The sequence below is a fragment of the Streptomyces sp. NPDC001728 genome, assembly GCF_040297565.1.
Lineage (GTDB): Bacteria > Actinomycetota > Actinomycetes > Streptomycetales > Streptomycetaceae > Streptomyces.
Map to the genome: position 1 here is coordinate 13,162 of NZ_JBEOZK010000033.1, position 15,245 is coordinate 28,406.

Consider the following 15,245-nt stretch of genomic DNA (forward strand, 5'->3'; position numbering starts at 1 on the left):
GCCAGGGTACCGCAGGGCCCGTACGGGCCGCACCGGCGTTCCGAGTGCGGACACACGAAGAAGCGGACCACCCGATCCGGGTGGTCCGCTTTCTTTTATGTGGAGCTAAGGAGAATTGAACTCCTGACCTCCTGCATGCCATGCAGGCGCTCTACCAACTGAGCTATAGCCCCTTGCTGTTCCCGTCTCCGTCTTGGTTTCCCTCGCGGCGACAGACAGAACATTAACCGGCTCCCCGGCAGATCTCCAAATCGATTCTCCGGACCCTTCTGACCTGCCGGGTAGGGTCGCCGACTGTGTCCGTCTCCGTGCTCTCCAAAACCCGCGCCCGGCCGTGGCCCCTGGCCACCGCCGCGGCGGTCTGTCTGCTCTCGTTCGCGGCCTTCTGGGTGGCGCAACGCCTCGCCCACGTGAACATGCTCGACGTGATGGTCTACCGGGCCGAGGGGGAGACGGTCCGGGCCGGCGGCGACCTCTACGCGATGCGCGCCACCTCGGCGAACCTCGGCATGACCTATCCGCCCTTCGCCGCGCTGCTGTTCGTCCCGCTGACCCTGGTGGGGGTGCCGCTGATGCGGACGCTCACCACCGCGGGGAACCTGCTCCTGGTGGTCGCGCTGGTGCAGCTCTCGCTCCAGCTGGTCCGCCCGTCGCTGTCCCGCACGGATCTGTGGCGTACGACACTGTGGGTCGCGGCGGTGGTGGTCTGGTGCGAGCCGGTGTGGACGACCCTGCGGTACGGGCAGATCAACCTGCTCATAGCCGTGGCCGTGCTCTGGGACCTCACGCGCCGTGAGGTCAACCGCTGGGCAGGCCTGGGCATCGGCCTGGCGACCGCGGTGAAACTCACACCGGGCCTCTTCGTGGTCCTGCTGCTGGTCGCGGGGCTGCTGCTGTGGCGCCGGGACCGGGTCTGGAACCAGTGGCTGCGGACGGCGGTGACGGCGACCGGGGTGTTCCTCGGGACGACGCTGGCCGTGGCGCTCGTGCTGCCGGCGGACTCCAAGCGCTTCTGGACGGAGACCCTGTTCGAGACCGGCCGGGTCGGCTTCGCCGAGGAGACCGCCAACCAGTCGATCCGCGGAGTCCTGGCCCGGCTGATGCACACGGACGACCCGGGCATGTGGTGGGCGGTGACCGCGGCGGTCCTGGGCGGCCTGGCGATGGTGCTCGCGGTGCGGGCCGCGGTGCGCGGCGACAAGGCGGTGGCGGTGGTCGTCTGCGCGTTCACGGCGCTGATGATCAGCCCGATCTCGTGGTCCCACCACTGGGTCTGGTGCGTGCCGCTGCTGATCCTGCTCGCGGACCGCGCCACGCGCGCGTGGGCGGTGACGGGGACGGTGGCCCTGGTCTTCGCCTCGTTCGCACTGTGGTGGGTTCCGCACGACCCGGGCCGGCCCGAACTGGACCAGAACGCGGGGCAAATGCTGCTGTCGGCCGTCTACCCGCTGACGGCGACGGCGCTGCTCGTGGGGTACGCGCTGACGCTGCGGCGTCAGGCCGTGGCGAAGGAGTAGAACCGCTTGAGGGTGCAGTGCTCGTCGAGGAGCCGGCCGTAGATCGGCTCCCCCTCGAGTTCGCGGTACGTCTCGATGGGGTCGCCTTTTATGATCAGCGCCCGCGCGCACTCCTCACACCAGTACTGGAACCCCGGGTTGACGGGTTCCATGTCGCGCACGATGGGCGTGCCGCTGCCGCACCAGTCGCACTTCCGCCTGTGTGCACCCATCAGTCAGCTCCAGCTGTGGCCGCAGGCCGTGCACCCATAGGACACCCTGCCGTTGTCGCCGAGCACTTGGGTCACCCTCCCGTCCGGATCCTCGTCCCCCTCCGGCCGTCCGATTCTGCCATGGCCTCGCAAGAGGGTCGGCGTGCTCGGCGCGGCGGCCCGGCGACCCCGAGCGGCGGGCGGGGGCGATTGTCGGTGCCACCGTCTTTACTGAGTACGGGACATGTTGTCGACCATGGGGGTGGACGATCGTGGCAGCAGCGCCGACACAGCGACACCGACGGCCGGAGCTGGCCGCGTTCCTGCGCAGCCGCCGGGCCCGGGTGACTCCGGAGGATGTCGGGATGCCGCCCGGGCTCCGCCGCCGCACACCGGGGTTACGCCGCGAGGAGGTCGCCCACCTCTCCGGGGTCGGCGTGACCTGGTACACGTGGCTGGAGCAGGGGCGCCCGATCAACGCCTCCGCCCAGGTGCTCGAAGCGGTCGCCCGCACCCTTCGCCTCGACCGCCCCGAGCGCGAGCACCTCTACCGCCTGGCCGAGGTGCCGTACGCGCCCGAGAGGTCCGCCGGGGACGTCCAGGAGGTGAGTCCGGAGATCCAGGGCATCCTCGACGCCCTGGAGCCGCACCCGGCGGTGCTCTACAACGCGCGGTACGACGTGCTCGCGACCAACACCGTGTACGAGCGGCTCTTCTTCCAGGACGGACAGACCCCGGACACCGGTCCGTTCGCCCTACGCAACGCACTGTGGGCGCTGTTCGGCGTGGACGGCCCCCTGTGCCCGGTGGCCGACCGTAAGCGGGAGTTGGCGCTGATGGTGGCGCGGCTGCGGGGCGCGTACGGGCGGCATGTGGGCGAGCCCGCCTGGGAGGAGCTCGTACGGGGCCTCGCGGAGGTCAGTCCGGAGTTCACCCGGCTGTGGCGCGGTGGTGACGTGGTCCCGCCGGGGACATGCGTGACGGTCTTCCGCCACGCGCGGGTGGGCGAGGTCCGGTTGACCTCGGTCTCCCTCTCCGTGAACGGGATGCCGGAGTGCCGGATCGTGGCCTACACCCCCACCGACGAGGAGAGCCGCCTCGGGCTCGCATCCCTGCGCGAGGCGCCTGACTCACCCGAGGTGCGGGACCCGCGCGAGGTGGCCGACCCCTGCGAGGTGGCCGCCCCGTGCGAAGTGCCGGAACGACGAATCCCGCCCCCTGCTGGGGACGGGATTCGGTGACTGTGGAGCTAAGGAGAATTGAACTCCTGACCTCCTGCATGCCATGCAGGCGCTCTACCAACTGAGCTATAGCCCCTCGTGTTCTTCGCGCTCTGCGCTGCGAACAAGAAGAACTCTAGCCTGTGACCTGCCGGAAAGTGAAATCCGGGTCCGGCAGGCCGGTCTCGGGGCTCAGTCGTCGTCGCCGAGGACCGGTTCGGGCAGCGTGCCCGCGTTGTGCTCCATGAGACGCCAGCCGCGGGCACCCTCGCCCAGGACCGACCAGCAGCAGTTCGAGAGGCCGCCCAGACTCTCCCAGTGCTCGGCCTCCAGGCCCAGGAGCCGGCCGATGGTGGTGCGGATCGTGCCGCCGTGGCTGACCACGACGAGCGTGCCGTCCTCGGGGAGCTTGTCGGCGTGCCGCAGGACCACCGGGGCGGCCCGGTCGGCCACCTCGGTCTCCAGCTCGCCGCCGCCCCGGCGCACGGGCTCGCCGCGCTTCCAGGCGGCGTACTGCTCGCCGTACCGCCCCACGATCTCCTCGTGGGTCAGCCCCTGCCACTCCCCCGCGTACGTCTCGCGCAGCGCTGAGTCGTGGTTGACGGTGTGGCCGGTGAGCACGGCCAGCTCGGCGGCGGTGGCCGCCGCCCGCCTCAGGTCGGAGGCCACGATGGCGTCCGGCTTCAGCGCGGCGAGCAGCCGGGCGGCCCGGCGCGCCTGGGCGACACCGGTCTCCGTCAGCTCGATGTCGGTCGAGCCCTGGAAGCGGCGCTCCAGGTTCCAGGAGGTCTGGCCATGGCGCCAGAGGACGATTCGGCGGCCAGTGCCGCCCTTGGTGGTGCTCAGCTCAGCTCACCGTCCGGTCCGTCGGGCAGGCCGGCGGCGTGCGCGGAGAGGTCGACACCCGTGAGTTCGGCGTGCTCGGCACCCTTGCCGCGGGTCTTCGCCGCGTCCTCGGGCAGCGGCAGCTCGGGGCAGTCCTTCCACAGCCGCTCCAGGGCGTAGAAGACCCGCTCCTCGCTGTGCTGGACGTGGACGACGATGTCGACGTAGTCCAGCAGGATCCAGCGGGCGTCGCGGTCGCCTTCACGGCGGACCGGCTTGGCGCCGAGGTCCTTGTTCAGGCGCTCCTCGATCTCGTCGACGATCGACTTGACCTGGCGGTCGTTGGGCGCGGAGGCGAGCAGGAAGGCGTCGGTGATCGACAGCACATCGCTGACGTCGTACGCGATGATGTCGTGCGCGAGCCGGTCGGCGGCCGCCTGAGCGGCAGCGTTGACGAGTTCGATGGAACGATCCGTGGCGGTCACAAGCAGGCTTTCGTCGGCGGTCCAGTACCCCTCCAGGGTCTCACGGACCGCCGACGACACCGCCAACGTTTTCCGGGGCGCCCCACAGGGCCCCTACCGGGCCCCCTTGATCTCGTAGTCCTGGCCCAGGATCACGGTCACGGCGGCTGCTCCCGAGGGCTTGCCCTTGGTGACCGAGCCGGTCGGCAGACCCAACGTCTTGGCCACCTCGACCGCCGTCGCCTTCTGGGCCTCGTCACCGTAGACGACCTGCGACTTCTCCTGGGTGGCCGTCTCCACGCCGCCCGTGAAGGCGTAGCCGCCGTTGATCAGGACGACCCGGGCCGCCTCGGTCGCGTTCTTGCCGGAGCCGTCCCGGACCGAGACCCGGGGCACGTCGTCGGCCTTGGGCGCGGTGACCTTGCCGCCCAGGATGTCCTTCACCACACTGTCGGCGCCGCCCTCGGTCAGCGCGCCGTCCTGGCCCACCGGGAGCAGGGCCGTCTTGTACGCGCCGATCTTGGCGTGCTCGGCGAGCCTGGCCAGGGAGGCGGCCAGGTCCTTCTCGGGGAGCGAGGGGTCGAGGATCTGCTGGAGGGTCTGGACGGTGACCGTGGCGGCCTCGGGGTCGGAGGAGAACTTCCGCAGCACGCCGTACATGACCTGGCCGAAGCGCTGGAGCTGCTTGGCCTCGGCCTCTCCGGGGCCCCGGTAGGTCGCGTAGGCGACGGCGGCGCGGCCGTTCAGCGTCTGCGCCTCGCCCTTCCTGACCAGCGGCTCGGCGCCCTTCTTGGTGTCGGGCACGGCCGTGTCGGTGTCGACCTCGATGCCGCTGAGGGTCTCGACGAGGTTCTCCAGGTACGGGGTGTCCAGGCGCCAGGTACCGGTGATCGTGGTGCCGAGGAGGTTGTCGACCGCTTCCCGGGTGCCGCCGGACCCGTCGGCCTCGACGGACTTGCCGAGCGTGGTCGCGGCGCCCTCGTCGTCGGCGACGAGGGCGGAGTTGGGGATGAGGACCGTGTTGCCCTGGCGGGTGGTCGCGTTGTTCACGAGGAGGGCGGTGGAGGTGCCGCCGTTCTTGGTGTCGTGGAGGTGGACGACGATCATGTCGCGTTTCTGCGGACCGGTCGCGGTGGCGCCCCCCTTCTCCTCCGCGTCGGAGGACCCGGGGAGCAGGCCGGCGGACCAGAGGTAGCCGACGCCGCCGACGACCGCGAGGACGAGGACGACGACCAGCGCGATGATCCGGTTGCGGCCCTTGCGCCGGGCCTCCTCGCGTCGCTCGGTACGGCTCTCGGTGAACTTGAGCCAGTCGATGACGTCCTCGGAGTCCTCGTCGGGCTCCTCGATGAACGAGAACTGCTCAGTGCGGTAGTCCCGGTCCTCACCGTCGGCCGGCCGGGCCGGGGCTGACCGCTCGGACGCGGGCCGCTGCCCGGGGACTCCGGCGGGGGCCGCGACGGCGGCGACCGGCGGAGCCTGTACAGGGGCGGGCGCGGCGGCCTGTACGGGGGCGGGGGCGGGCTCTGCCTGGGCGGCCCACTGCTGCCCCGTGTCCTGGGAGGGGTAGGCGTACCCCTGCTGCCCGTAGGGGTCGTACGGGTCGTACGAGGGCTGCTGCTGCGGCGCGGGCTGCTGCTGGGCATAGAGGTCGTAGCCGTACGCCTGCTGGGGCTGCTGCGGCTGGTGGCCCTGCTGGGGCTGATGCGCCTGCTGGGCCTGCTGCTGACCGCCGTACGGGTCGTATTGCTGCTGCCCGGGAGCCTGCTGGGGCGCCTGTGGCTGCTGTGCCTGCTGGTACACCGGCTGCCCGTACGCGTCGTAGCCGATGATCTGCGGCTGCGGATAGTACGGATCGTACGGATTCTGCTGATCGTTCACCGGTGCCCCTCCCCGAAGCTCACTCGCCGCGGTACAGCTGGCGCTTGTCGATGTAGCGCACCACGCCGTCCGGGACCAGGTACCAGACGGGGTCGCCCTGCCCGACCCTCGCCCGGCAGTCGGTGGAGGAGATCGCGAGCGCGGGAATCTCGACCAGCGAGACCCCGCCCTTGGGCAGTCCGTCGTCGGTGAGGTCGTGGCCCGGCCGGGTGACGCCGATGAAGTGGGCGAGCGAGAAGAGCTCCTCGGCGTCGCGCCAGGTGAGGATCTGCGACAGCGCGTCGGCCCCGGTGATGAAGAAGAGGTCCGAGTCGCTGTTGAGGGAGCGCAGGTCCCGCAGGGTGTCGATGGTGTACGTGGCGCCGCCGCGGTCGATGTCGATCCGGCTGACCGAGAACTGCGGGTTGGACGCGGTGGCGATCACCGTCATCAGGTAGCGGTCCTCGGCCGCCGACACGGCCTTGTCGCTCTTCTGCCACGGCTCCCCGGTCGGCACGAACACCACCTCGTCGAGGTGGAACAGGGCGGCGACCTCACTGGCCGCCACCAGGTGTCCGTGGTGGATCGGGTCGAACGTTCCGCCCATCACGCCGAGTCGGCGCTTCCCGCGCCCGCCAGTAGGCAATTCCTGCTCTCCCATGCGTGCAGAGCCTACTGGCACGGCAGCGGACGCCCGATCAGGGTCGCCGGTTCAGCGGTCGCGGTTGAAGCGGGTGGTGATCCACAGCAGCAGGAGCAGGGCACCGAAGGCACCGAAGCCGGTGAGGTAGGGGCTGAGGCTTTCGTGGTTGCCGCCGCCGTGCTCGGCGCCCTCGGCGAGAGAGACCAGGTTGGCGGCGGTGCTGTGGAGGCTCATCTTCGACAGACCTATCGATCGGGGATGGGAGCGGAGACTTCGCGAACATCGTATGCGGGCCGCCCGGACGGGCTCACGCCGACTCAGGCGTTCGCGTCGCGCTCCGTGTTGCCGGTGGTCGCGGTGTCGCCGGTGTCGCCGGTGGGCTCGGTGTCGTCGCTGCGGTACCCGCGCAGGAGGAACCAGGCGAGCAGGGCGCCGCCCACGATCGAGACGAGCAGCACGATGCGGAGCGTGTTGCCCGGTCCCTGCTGTGCGGCGGCCGCGAGCAGGGCGGCTGCGGCGTCTGCGGTGTCCGGCATGTCGGTCGTGCTCCTCGGTCGTCCGTGGTGCCCGAGTTATCCACAGGCCCCGGCACACGGTAGCGCCAGCGCCTAGGGTGGGTTCCGTCAGGGGGACGAGCACCGACTCGTACGAACAGGGGGCATCCATGACCGAGAACGACCAGGGGAACGTGCCGAGCAGGCAGCGGAAGCGGTTCCCCGGCATCTCCTCGCGGGCCTACGAGCATCCGGCCGACCGCTCGGCGCTGGTGGCGCTGCGCAAGCTCAGCGGCTTCGACACGGTCTTCAAGGCGCTCAGCGGGCTGCTGCCCGAGCGCAGCCTGCGACTCCTCTTCCTCTCGGACTCCGTCCGGGTGAGCGACGCGCAGTTCAGCCATCTCAACGACATGCTGCGGGATGCCTGTTACATCCTGGACCTGGAGAAGGTCCCGCCGATGTACGTGACCCAGGACCCGAAGCCCAACGCGATGTGCATCGGCCTCGACGAGCCGATCATCGTCGTCACCACCGGTCTCGTGGAGCTCCTCGACGAGGAGGAGATGCGGGCGGTCGTCGGCCACGAGGTCGGGCACGCGCTCTCGGGGCACTCCGTGTACCGCACGGTGCTGCTCTTCCTCACCAGCCTGGCGCTCAAGATCGCCTGGATCCCGCTGGGGAACGTCGCGATCATGGCCATCGTGACGGCGCTGCGCGAGTGGTTCCGCAAGTCCGAGCTGTCCGCCGACCGGGCGGGCCTCCTCGTCGGGCAGGACGTGCAGTCCTCGATGCGCGGCCTGATGAAGCTCGCCGGAGGCAACCACCTCCACGAGATGAACGTGGACGCGTTCCTCGCCCAGGCCGACGAGTACGAGAAGTCCGGGGACCTGCGGGACTCGGTCCTGAAGATCCTCAACGTGCTGCCGCGCACGCACCCCTTCGCCACCGTCCGGGCGGCGGAACTGAAGAAGTGGTCGGAGAGCCGCGACTTCCAGCGGATCATGGACGGCCACTACCCGAAGCGCTCGGAGGACAAGGACACCTCCGTCACGGACTCCTTCCGCGAGTCGGCCGGGCACTACGCCGACACGGTGCGGACCAGCAAGGATCCGCTGATGAAGCTGGTCGGGGACATAGCGGGCGGCGCCGGTGACCTGGCGGGCGACCTGGGCGGACGGCTGCGCAACCGCTTCGGCGGCGGCGCTCAGGGCGGGCCCAAGCCGGCGGACGAGGGCGGACCGGCCGGCGACACCGAGGGCGACGGCACCAAGGGCGACGGGGACGCCAAGAAGTAGGGCTCGCGCGATACCCCGGCTAGGGCCTGTCTGACCCGGCGGGAATCGTCAGACAGGCCCTAGAGCGTGGGCTGGGCGCTCGGGGCCAGTACTCCGCAGAGGGACGGGGCGGCGGGGCGGCCCGTGGCGTACGGGTCGGTGACCGCCGGCCCGTCGCCCGGCCCGGGGGGCCTCGCTCCCGCGAGGAGCGGCTTCAGGGCGCCGGTGGTGTCTGCGCCGCAGGCCTGGGGTCCCGCCTCGACGGTGCTGGTCAGCAGCTCGGCCCGGTGCATGCGCAGGTCGTTGCGGTCGAAGCGGAAGTGCACCACGCGATGGACGGTGAAGAGGGACGCCGCCGCGACCGGCCCCGGGCCGTGGGCGGCCGGGCGCAGGGCGTAGGTGTACGTGTGGTCCGCGGTGACGTCCAGGGTGTCGGGACCGGTCTCCTCGAAGCGCAGGGTGCCCTGGACGCGCGTGGCGGGATCCGCGAGGACGACCTGCCGCGGGTCGAAGCGGACCAGCCAGGCGGCGAGGGCGTGCCGGCCGTCGTCGGCGGGTGCCTCGACGCTCCGGTCGAACTGGTCCAGCTGGTCCGGGTCGAGCAGCAGCCGCGGGGGCCGGACGGTCGCCCCGGACAGGACGTCGGGCTCAAGCGAGGAGGCCACGAGGTAGTCCTTGGCGATGCCGAGGGCCGCGCCGACCTGGCTCTCGGCGAAGTGGGTGGTGCTTCCGGGGACGGGCAGGCTGATGCCGGCGGCGCCCGTACGGTAGTCGGCGGCCGGGCTGTGGTCGAAGAGCCGCTCGGGCACACCGCCCACGACCGGGTCCCGGGGGGCGAGCGGCACCACGGTGGTGTGCAGCGGCTCGGCCCGCTGGTCGACGGGAGGCATGTACGGATTGCGGACGCCCAGGTAGATGGCGGTTCCGAAGGCGAGGAGGATCAGCATGATCAGCATGAGGGCCTGGCGGGAGCCGCTCCTGCGCTCCCAGGCGGAGCGGCGGCTGCGGACGGCCTGTGCGTGCTCGCCCATCCGCTCGCTGGCGGAGAACTCCTGGAGACGGGCAGCCCGGACGAACGCCTCGTCGAAGACGACGGATCGGTACTCGTCCTCACCACCGCCGGGGAACCCCTCGGGCGTCCCCTCAGGCGGGTCGTCACGGCCTGCCATACCTTCAGGGTAGGTCCGCGGGGGCTTCGGTAAACGCCCGGCTTCACGACAAGTTCGGAAGAATTCCCCCGTCGGGGTGTGCGGGGGTCACGGACCGCTACCCGGGGAACGCGGACCGCGCCGCCGGAGCCTGGGCGGCGGGCGGTGCCGGATGGGGCTGGGGCGTGTCGACGCCCGTGGTGGCCGGCGGCGGGACCTGGTCCTGCCGGTTGGCGGCAGCACCCCGGTAGACGGCGCTGAAGGCGAGGGCGACCATCCCGACGCCCATGACGAGGGCGAGCAGCCAGGCGACGGGCCGGTGCCAGCGGGCACTGCCCCGGTAGGGGCGCAGGGCGCCTCCGTGGCGGCCGTAGGGGCTGGCGTCGTCGCCCACGTCGTCGGGCTCGTAGGTGAGGCCGGAGGTGTCGTGGAACTCCCCGTAGGGGTCGTCTTCGACGGGTCCGCCACCGGCGCGGGCGCGGGCCGCCTCCGCCTCGGCACGGGCCTGGGCGGCGGCGAGCAGCCGCTCGACCGCGGTCGGCTCGTGGACGGTCGCGGCCCGTACGAAATCCTCGTCGAACACCACGTCGGCGTAGACCTCGTCGGCGCCTCCGCGGTCGACAGAGTCCTCGGGGTCCCCGCCGTTCTGGAACGGCGTGCCCCCCACGTCGTCCGGCACGGTTTCAGAGTAGACCCGCGAGGTGGTTTTGGGCAGGGAGAGTGCGAACCCTCCCCGCCCGTACCGAAAGGAGGTGATTACCGCACGTGACCGTCACCGGTGACGATGTACTTGGTCGAGGTCAGCTCCGGAAGGCCCATGGGGCCCCGGGCGTGCAGCTTCTGGGTGGAGATGCCGATCTCGGCGCCGAAGCCGAACTGTCCGCCGTCCGTGAAGCGGGTGGAGGCGTTCACGGCGACCGTGGTCGAGTCGACCAGCTGGGTGAAACGGCGGGCGGCGGCCTGCGAGGTGGTGACGATCGCCTCGGTGTGGCCGGAGGACCACATCCGGATGTGCTCGACGGCCTTGTCGAGGGAGTCGACGACGGCGGCGGCGATGTCGTACGAGAGGTACTCGGTCTCCCAGTCCTCGGCGGTGGCCGGGACGACGGTGGCCCTGGAGCCCTTGGCGAGGGCGAGGACCCGCTCGTCGGCGTGGACGGTGACGCCGGCCTCCGCGAGGGCGTCGAGGGCCAGGGGCAGGAAGGCCTCGGCGACGTCCCGGTGGACGAGGAGGGTCTCGGCGGCGTTGCAGACGCTGACCCGGTGGGCCTTGGAGTTGATGAGGATGTCGACGGCCATGTCGAGGTCGGTCTGCGCGTCGACGTAGACGTGACAGTTGCCGGTGCCGGTCTCGATGACGGGGACGGTGGACTCCTCGACGACCGTCCGGATCAGGGAGGCGCCGCCGCGCGGGATGAGGACGTCGACGAGGCCGCGGGCGCGCATCAGCTCGCGGACCGATTCGCGGGACTCGCCGGGGACCAGCTGGATGGCGTCGGCGGGGAGTCCGGCGCCGCCGATGGCGTCGCGCAGCACCTTCACCAGGGCGGCGTTGGAGGCGTACGCGGAGGACGAGCCGCGGAGCAGGACGGCGTTGCCGGACTTGAGGCAGAGGGCGGCGGCGTCGACGGTGACGTTGGGCCGGGCCTCGTAGATGATGCCGACGACGCCGAGCGGGACGCGGACCTGGCGCAGGTCGATGCCGTTGGGGAGGGTGGAGCCCCGGACGACCTCGCCGACCGGGTCGGGCAGGGCGGCCACGTGACGGACGTCGGCGGCGATGGCCCGGACGCGCTCGGGGGTGAGGGTGAGCCGGTCGATGACGGATTCGCTGGTCCCGGCCTCGCGGGCCTTGGCGATGTCCTCGGCGTTCGCCTCGACGATCTCGGCGGTGCGGACTTCCAGGGCGTCCGCGATCGCCAGCAGGGCGTCGTCCTTCGCCGCGCGCGGGAGTGGCGCGATTTCGGCGGCGGCGCCACGGGCCCGGTAGGCGGCCCGGGTGACCGGGGACAGGTTGTCGAGGGGCGTGAGCGAGGTCATGCCCGCAGGGTACTGGCACCCCTGCGGACATCCCTCACGTATCCCGCACTCCGAGACGTGCGCCGTCCGCTCAGTACGGGTGGACGCCGACCGGGGCCGCCGGCGGTGGGCCGTAGCCCTCCGCGATGCGCTGGTGGTAGGTCTCGCGGTCGATGACCTCCAGGCCGACGATCTCCCACGGCGGCAGCTTCGCGGTCTGCCGGTGCTCGCCCCACAGGCGCAGGGCGACGGCCGCCGCGTCGTGCAGGTCGCGGGCCTCCTCCCAGTACCGGATCTCGGCGTGGTCGTTGGCATAGCGGCTGGTCAGCAGGAAGGGGTGGTCGTGGGCCAGCTGTTCGAGCCCGCGTCGTACCTCCTTCAGCGGTGACTCCACTCCCGACACGCTGAGGGTGATGTGCCAGAGCTTGGACTCGGGCTGTTCCTTGGCCCGTGCCTCACGTACCTCGCGCACCTCGCGTGTCTCCGTGCTGGGTTCGGTCTTCCTGTCCTCGGACCTGTCCCGTGCCTCGTCGAAGTCGGCTCCGGCCTCGACACTGGTCAGGGCGCGTTCGGCAGTCCCGCGGGGCGGTGCCCCAGGGCGCGCTCGTCTCACCGGCGGCCTCCTGTGTGATGCGTGTGGTGCTGTTCCCCGCCTTGCTCTTACCCCCGGGACAAAGTTGACCAGTCCGAGGCGGCACTTGGGGCGGTTTTAGTAAACGTCCCTTCCGGATGGCCGCACTTTCAGCCGTTTCGGGTGGGGCGCGGGGGTCAGCCGATGACGACCAGGTCGTCGCGGTGGACGACCTCGCGCTCGTACTCGGGCCCGAGTTCCTTCGCGAGGGCGTGGGTGGAGCGCCCGAGCATCCGGGGCAGCTCCTTGGCGTCGAAGTTGACGAGGCCGCGCGCGACGGCCCGGCCGGTGGTGTCGCGCAGCTCGACGGGGTCGCCGGCCACGAAGTCGCCCTCGACCGTGGCGATACCGGCGGCGAGCAGGGACTTCTTGCCCTCGACGACGGCTCGTACGGCTCCGTCGTCCAGGGTGAGGGAACCCTGCGGGGTGGAGGCGTGGGCGAGCCAGAGGAGCCGGTCGGCGGAGCGGCGGCCGGTGCGGTGGAAGTACGTACCGGTGTCGCGGCCGGTGAGGGCGTCGGCGGCGCGGCTCGCCGAGGTGAGGACGACGGGGATGCCGGCGGCGGCGGCGATCCGGGCCGCCTCGACCTTGGTGACCATGCCGCCGGTGCCGACCCCGGCCTTGCCCGCCGAGCCGATCTCGACGTGGGCGATGTCCGCGGCGCCGGTGACCTGCGCGACCCTCGACGTGCCGGGCTTGGCCGGGTCCCCGTCGTAGAGCCCGTCGACGTCGGAGAGCAGCACGAGCAGGTCGGCGCGGACGAGGTGGGCGACGAGGGCGGCGAGCCGGTCGTTGTCGCCGAATCGGATCTCGTCGGTGGCGACGGTGTCGTTCTCGTTGACGACGGGCAGCGCGCCCATCGCGAGGAGCTGGTCGAGGGTCCGGTAGGCGTTGCGGTAGTGGGCGCGCCTGCTGGTGTCGTCGGTGGTGAGGAGGACCTGTCCGACGCGGACGCCGTAGCGGGCGAAGGAGGCGGTGTAGCGGGCGACGAGCAGTCCCTGGCCGACGCTGGCCGCGGCCTGCTGGCGGGCCAGGTCCTTGGGGCGTCGGGTGAGGCCGAGGGGGGCGAGCCCCGCGGCGATGGCACCTGAGGAGACGAGGACGATCTCCTTCTCGCCGCCGCTGCGGACCTTGGCGAGGACATCGACGAGGGCGTCGACGCGGTCGGCGTCGAGGCCTCCGGAGGCGGTGGTGAGCGAGGAGGAGCCGACCTTGACGACGATCCTGCGGGCCTCCGTCACGTACGGTCGCGCCACGTTCGCCCCTGCCGCCACCTGGGTCGTCATCTCCGTCGTCACGTGCGTCGCCACCTGCGTCGTCCTCACTCGGCTGTCCTGCGTGCCGCGCGCTCCCGGGCCGCGGCTGCCAGGGCAATCTACGCGAGCCGGGAGGGCCGCCGCTCGTCCGTTTCGCTCCCTGGACCGGAGTCCGGGGCATCCGGTCCGCCGGCATCCGCTCCGGTGCCGCGCGGCACCAGGATCCGCCGGGAGATCAGATACGTGAAGGGGATGGCGACGACGGCGGCGACGAGTGGCGCGATCCTGTCGTCCATTCCGGCCCAGCTGACGAGGGCGTACAGACCGACGCTCTGCACCAGGTAGTTGGTGACGTTGGTGAGCGGGAAGAGGGCGAACTTCTTCCAGGTCGGCCGGGTGCGGTAGGTGAAGTAGGTGTTGAGGAAGAAGGAGCCGACCATGCTGAGGACGAAGGCGAGGGAGTACGCGGCGAAGTACGGCATCCAGGGGTGGAGCAGCAGGTAACAGCCGAAGAAGGTGCCGGTGTTGACCCCGCCGACCAGGGCGAAGCGGAATATCTGGGCGAGCCGTCCGCGCCGGGTCGCGCCGGAGCCGGCCGTCATCAGCGCTCCCCTTCGGTGGCCACGACGCGGATGCGCTCGGCGGCGGCGCGTTCGGCGGCGCCCCGGCCGAAGGAGCGGTGGGTCTCCTTCACGAGGAAGTGCGGCCGGTGCTTGGTCTCGTAGTAGATGCGGCCGATGTACTCGCCGATCAGCCCCAGCATCACCATCTGCACGCCCCCGAGGCCCACGATGATCGCGACCAGGGTGACGTAACCGGGGGCGGTGACGCCTTGGGTGACGGCGGCGGCGGTCACCCAGACGGCGTACAGCGCGGCGAGGCCGCTGAGCATCATCCCGAGCCAGAGGGCGATGCGCAGGGGGCGGTTGTTGAAGGAGATCAGCCCGTCCATGCCGTAGTTGAGCAGGGAGCTGAACTTCCACTTGGTCTCACCGCCCTCGCGTGCGGCGTTCTGGTAGTCGAAGGTGACGGTGTCGAAGCCGATCCAGGAGAACAGGCCCTTGGAGAAGCGGTTGTACTCGGGGAGCGAGAGCAGGGCGTCGACGGCGGGGCGGGACAGCAGCCGGAAGTCCCCCACGCCGTCGGTGAGTTCCACGTCGACCCACCGGTTGACGCCCCGGTAGTACATCCGGCTGAGGGCGGAGCGGAGCTTCTTGTCGCCCTCGCGGGTGCGTCGCGCTATGACCTGGTCGTGGCCCTGGTGGTGGAGGTCGAGCATCCGCGCCAGGAGTTCCGGCGGGTGCTGGAGGTCGGCGTCCATGATGACCACGGCGTCGCCGGTGGACTTGCGCAGGCCGGCGAGCATGGCGGCCTCCTTGCCGAAGTTGCGGCTGAAGGAGGCGTACTGGGTGCGGTGCGGGTGCCGGGCGGCGATCTCGCGCAGCTTGCCCAGCGTTCCGTCGGAGCTGCCGTCGTCGACGTAGCAGATCTCGTAGCCGACGGGGAGCGTGTCGAGCACCTGGCGCATGCGCGCGTCGAAGCGCTCGACGACATCCTCCTCGTTGAAGCAGGGGACGACGACGGAAAGCCTGGTCATGGAACGGTCACTCCAGAGGGATGGGCGAGAGTACGTCCTGAGGGACCGCCACCGAACTCTCCTTCGAGCAGCGCGGCCAGGGTACGAAGCGGCGGTGACCGTCCGG

General features: G+C 71.1%; 17 protein-coding genes and 2 tRNA genes. 3 read left to right on the forward strand and 16 right to left on the reverse strand.

Going from position 1 to position 15,245, the window contains the following annotated elements; genetic code table 11:
• Positions 1–100 precede the first annotated feature (100 nt).
• A tRNA-Ala gene (locus tag ABT154_RS32430) sits at positions 101–173 on the reverse strand.
• Positions 174–296: 123 nt separating this feature from the next.
• Here ABT154_RS32430 and ABT154_RS32435 point away from each other — a divergent pair.
• Positions 297–1,517: a glycosyltransferase 87 family protein gene (locus tag ABT154_RS32435; RefSeq protein WP_351861751.1), complete on the forward strand. Its 1,221-nt coding sequence runs from the start codon at positions 297–299 to the stop codon at positions 1,515–1,517.
• On the opposite strand, the gene ABT154_RS32440 is transcribed toward ABT154_RS32435, so the two are convergent.
• Positions 1,496–1,729: a hypothetical protein gene (locus ABT154_RS32440; RefSeq protein WP_056559019.1), complete on the reverse strand. Its 234-nt coding sequence runs from the start codon at positions 1,727–1,729 to the stop codon at positions 1,496–1,498. The genes ABT154_RS32435 and ABT154_RS32440 overlap by 22 nt on opposite strands.
• 248 nt (positions 1,730–1,977) lie before the next feature.
• Here ABT154_RS32440 and ABT154_RS32445 point away from each other — a divergent pair, with 248 nt between their 5' ends.
• The gene (locus tag ABT154_RS32445) at positions 1,978–2,949 is read left to right on the forward strand and encodes a helix-turn-helix transcriptional regulator (protein WP_351861814.1); all 972 of its coding nucleotides are present in this window, start codon (positions 1,978–1,980) and stop codon (positions 2,947–2,949) included.
• 3 nt (positions 2,950–2,952) lie between these two features.
• Here the strand turns inward: ABT154_RS32445 and ABT154_RS32450 are convergent.
• The 7 genes from ABT154_RS32450 to ABT154_RS32480 form a co-directional block, all read right to left on the reverse strand.
• A tRNA-Ala gene (locus tag ABT154_RS32450) sits at positions 2,953–3,025 on the reverse strand.
• A 95-nt stretch (positions 3,026–3,120) separates the two neighbouring features.
• A complete protein-coding gene (locus ABT154_RS32455) occupies positions 3,121–3,774 on the reverse strand; it encodes a histidine phosphatase family protein (RefSeq protein ID WP_351861816.1) in 654 nt (217 codons plus the stop codon).
• Positions 3,771–4,238: a ribosome silencing factor gene (gene rsfS / locus ABT154_RS32460; protein WP_317876500.1), complete on the reverse strand. Its 468-nt coding sequence runs from the start codon at positions 4,236–4,238 to the stop codon at positions 3,771–3,773. The genes ABT154_RS32455 and rsfS overlap by 4 nt, the downstream gene beginning before the upstream one ends.
• 93 nt (positions 4,239–4,331) lie before the next feature.
• On the reverse strand, positions 4,332–6,098 hold the full coding sequence (locus tag ABT154_RS32465) for an LCP family protein (protein WP_351861753.1): 1,767 nt from the start codon (positions 6,096–6,098) through the stop codon (positions 4,332–4,334).
• Between the two features lie 19 nt (positions 6,099–6,117).
• Complete coding sequence (nadD, locus tag ABT154_RS32470; RefSeq protein ID WP_351861756.1) at positions 6,118–6,738, reverse strand: nicotinate-nucleotide adenylyltransferase; 621 nt, start codon at positions 6,736–6,738, stop codon at positions 6,118–6,120.
• A 51-nt stretch (positions 6,739–6,789) separates the two neighbouring features.
• Positions 6,790–6,954: a hypothetical protein gene (locus ABT154_RS32475; RefSeq protein WP_317878808.1), complete on the reverse strand. Its 165-nt coding sequence runs from the start codon at positions 6,952–6,954 to the stop codon at positions 6,790–6,792.
• A gap of 83 nt (positions 6,955–7,037) precedes the next feature.
• Positions 7,038–7,256: a hypothetical protein gene (locus tag ABT154_RS32480; protein WP_351861822.1), complete on the reverse strand. Its 219-nt coding sequence runs from the start codon at positions 7,254–7,256 to the stop codon at positions 7,038–7,040.
• A 128-nt stretch (positions 7,257–7,384) separates the two neighbouring features.
• On the opposite strand from ABT154_RS32480, the gene ABT154_RS32485 reads away from it, so the two are divergent.
• Entirely contained in the window at positions 7,385–8,509 is a 1,125-nt protein-coding gene (locus ABT154_RS32485) for a M48 family metallopeptidase (protein WP_351861758.1), read from the forward strand.
• Positions 8,510–8,568: 59 nt separating this feature from the next.
• On the opposite strand, the gene ABT154_RS32490 is transcribed toward ABT154_RS32485, so the two are convergent.
• From ABT154_RS32490 to ABT154_RS32520, 7 genes are all read right to left on the reverse strand, one after another.
• A complete protein-coding gene (locus ABT154_RS32490) occupies positions 8,569–9,657 on the reverse strand; it encodes an SCO2583 family membrane protein (protein ID WP_351861760.1) in 1,089 nt (362 codons plus the stop codon).
• 97 nt (positions 9,658–9,754) lie between these two features.
• Positions 9,755–10,315, reverse strand: coding sequence for an SCO2584 family spore wall biosynthesis protein (locus tag ABT154_RS32495; protein ID WP_351861762.1), 561 nt, complete (start codon positions 10,313–10,315; stop codon positions 9,755–9,757).
• A 77-nt stretch (positions 10,316–10,392) separates the two neighbouring features.
• Positions 10,393–11,676 carry a glutamate-5-semialdehyde dehydrogenase gene (locus ABT154_RS32500; protein WP_351861764.1) on the reverse strand — a complete coding sequence of 428 codons (1,284 nt, stop codon included), beginning with the start codon at positions 11,674–11,676 and terminating at the stop codon, positions 10,393–10,395.
• 70 nt (positions 11,677–11,746) lie between these two features.
• Positions 11,747–12,268 (reverse strand): DUF8830 family protein, encoded by a 522-nt coding sequence (locus ABT154_RS32505; protein WP_351861766.1) that lies wholly within the window; start codon positions 12,266–12,268, stop codon positions 11,747–11,749.
• A gap of 155 nt (positions 12,269–12,423) precedes the next feature.
• The gene (proB, locus tag ABT154_RS32510) at positions 12,424–13,572 is read right to left on the reverse strand and encodes a glutamate 5-kinase (RefSeq protein WP_351861818.1); all 1,149 of its coding nucleotides are present in this window, start codon (positions 13,570–13,572) and stop codon (positions 12,424–12,426) included.
• Between the two features lie 89 nt (positions 13,573–13,661).
• Positions 13,662–14,144, reverse strand: a complete 483-nt coding sequence (locus ABT154_RS32515; RefSeq protein WP_351861768.1) for a GtrA family protein — start codon at positions 14,142–14,144, stop codon at positions 13,662–13,664.
• Positions 14,144–15,139 (reverse strand): glycosyltransferase family 2 protein, encoded by a 996-nt coding sequence (locus tag ABT154_RS32520; protein ID WP_351861770.1) that lies wholly within the window; start codon positions 15,137–15,139, stop codon positions 14,144–14,146. Before ABT154_RS32520 ends, ABT154_RS32515 begins: the two co-directional genes overlap by 1 nt.
• Between the last annotated feature and the right edge of the window lie 106 nt (positions 15,140–15,245).

Bases quoted from the DNA above. Each gene is read 5' to 3' on its own strand.
- ABT154_RS32440 (WP_056559019.1), bottom strand. From the start codon at position 1,729: ATGGGTGCACACAGGCGGAAGTGCGACTGGTGCGGCAGCGGCACGCCC.
- nadD (WP_351861756.1), bottom strand. From the start codon at position 6,738: ATGGGAGAGCAGGAATTGCCTACTGGCGGGCGCGGGAAGCGCCGACTC.
- ABT154_RS32475 (WP_317878808.1), bottom strand. From the start codon at position 6,954: ATGAGCCTCCACAGCACCGCCGCCAACCTGGTCTCTCTCGCCGAGGGC.
- ABT154_RS32480 (WP_351861822.1), bottom strand. From the start codon at position 7,256: ATGCCGGACACCGCAGACGCCGCAGCCGCCCTGCTCGCGGCCGCCGCA.
- ABT154_RS32485 (WP_351861758.1), top strand. From the start codon at position 7,385: ATGACCGAGAACGACCAGGGGAACGTGCCGAGCAGGCAGCGGAAGCGG.
- ABT154_RS32490 (WP_351861760.1), bottom strand. From the start codon at position 9,657: ATGGCAGGCCGTGACGACCCGCCTGAGGGGACGCCCGAGGGGTTCCCC.
- ABT154_RS32500 (WP_351861764.1), bottom strand. From the start codon at position 11,676: ATGACCTCGCTCACGCCCCTCGACAACCTGTCCCCGGTCACCCGGGCC.
- proB (WP_351861818.1), bottom strand. From the start codon at position 13,572: ATGACGACCCAGGTGGCGGCAGGGGCGAACGTGGCGCGACCGTACGTG.
- ABT154_RS32515 (WP_351861768.1), bottom strand. From the start codon at position 14,144: ATGACGGCCGGCTCCGGCGCGACCCGGCGCGGACGGCTCGCCCAGATA.
- ABT154_RS32520 (WP_351861770.1), bottom strand. From the start codon at position 15,139: ATGACCAGGCTTTCCGTCGTCGTCCCCTGCTTCAACGAGGAGGATGTC.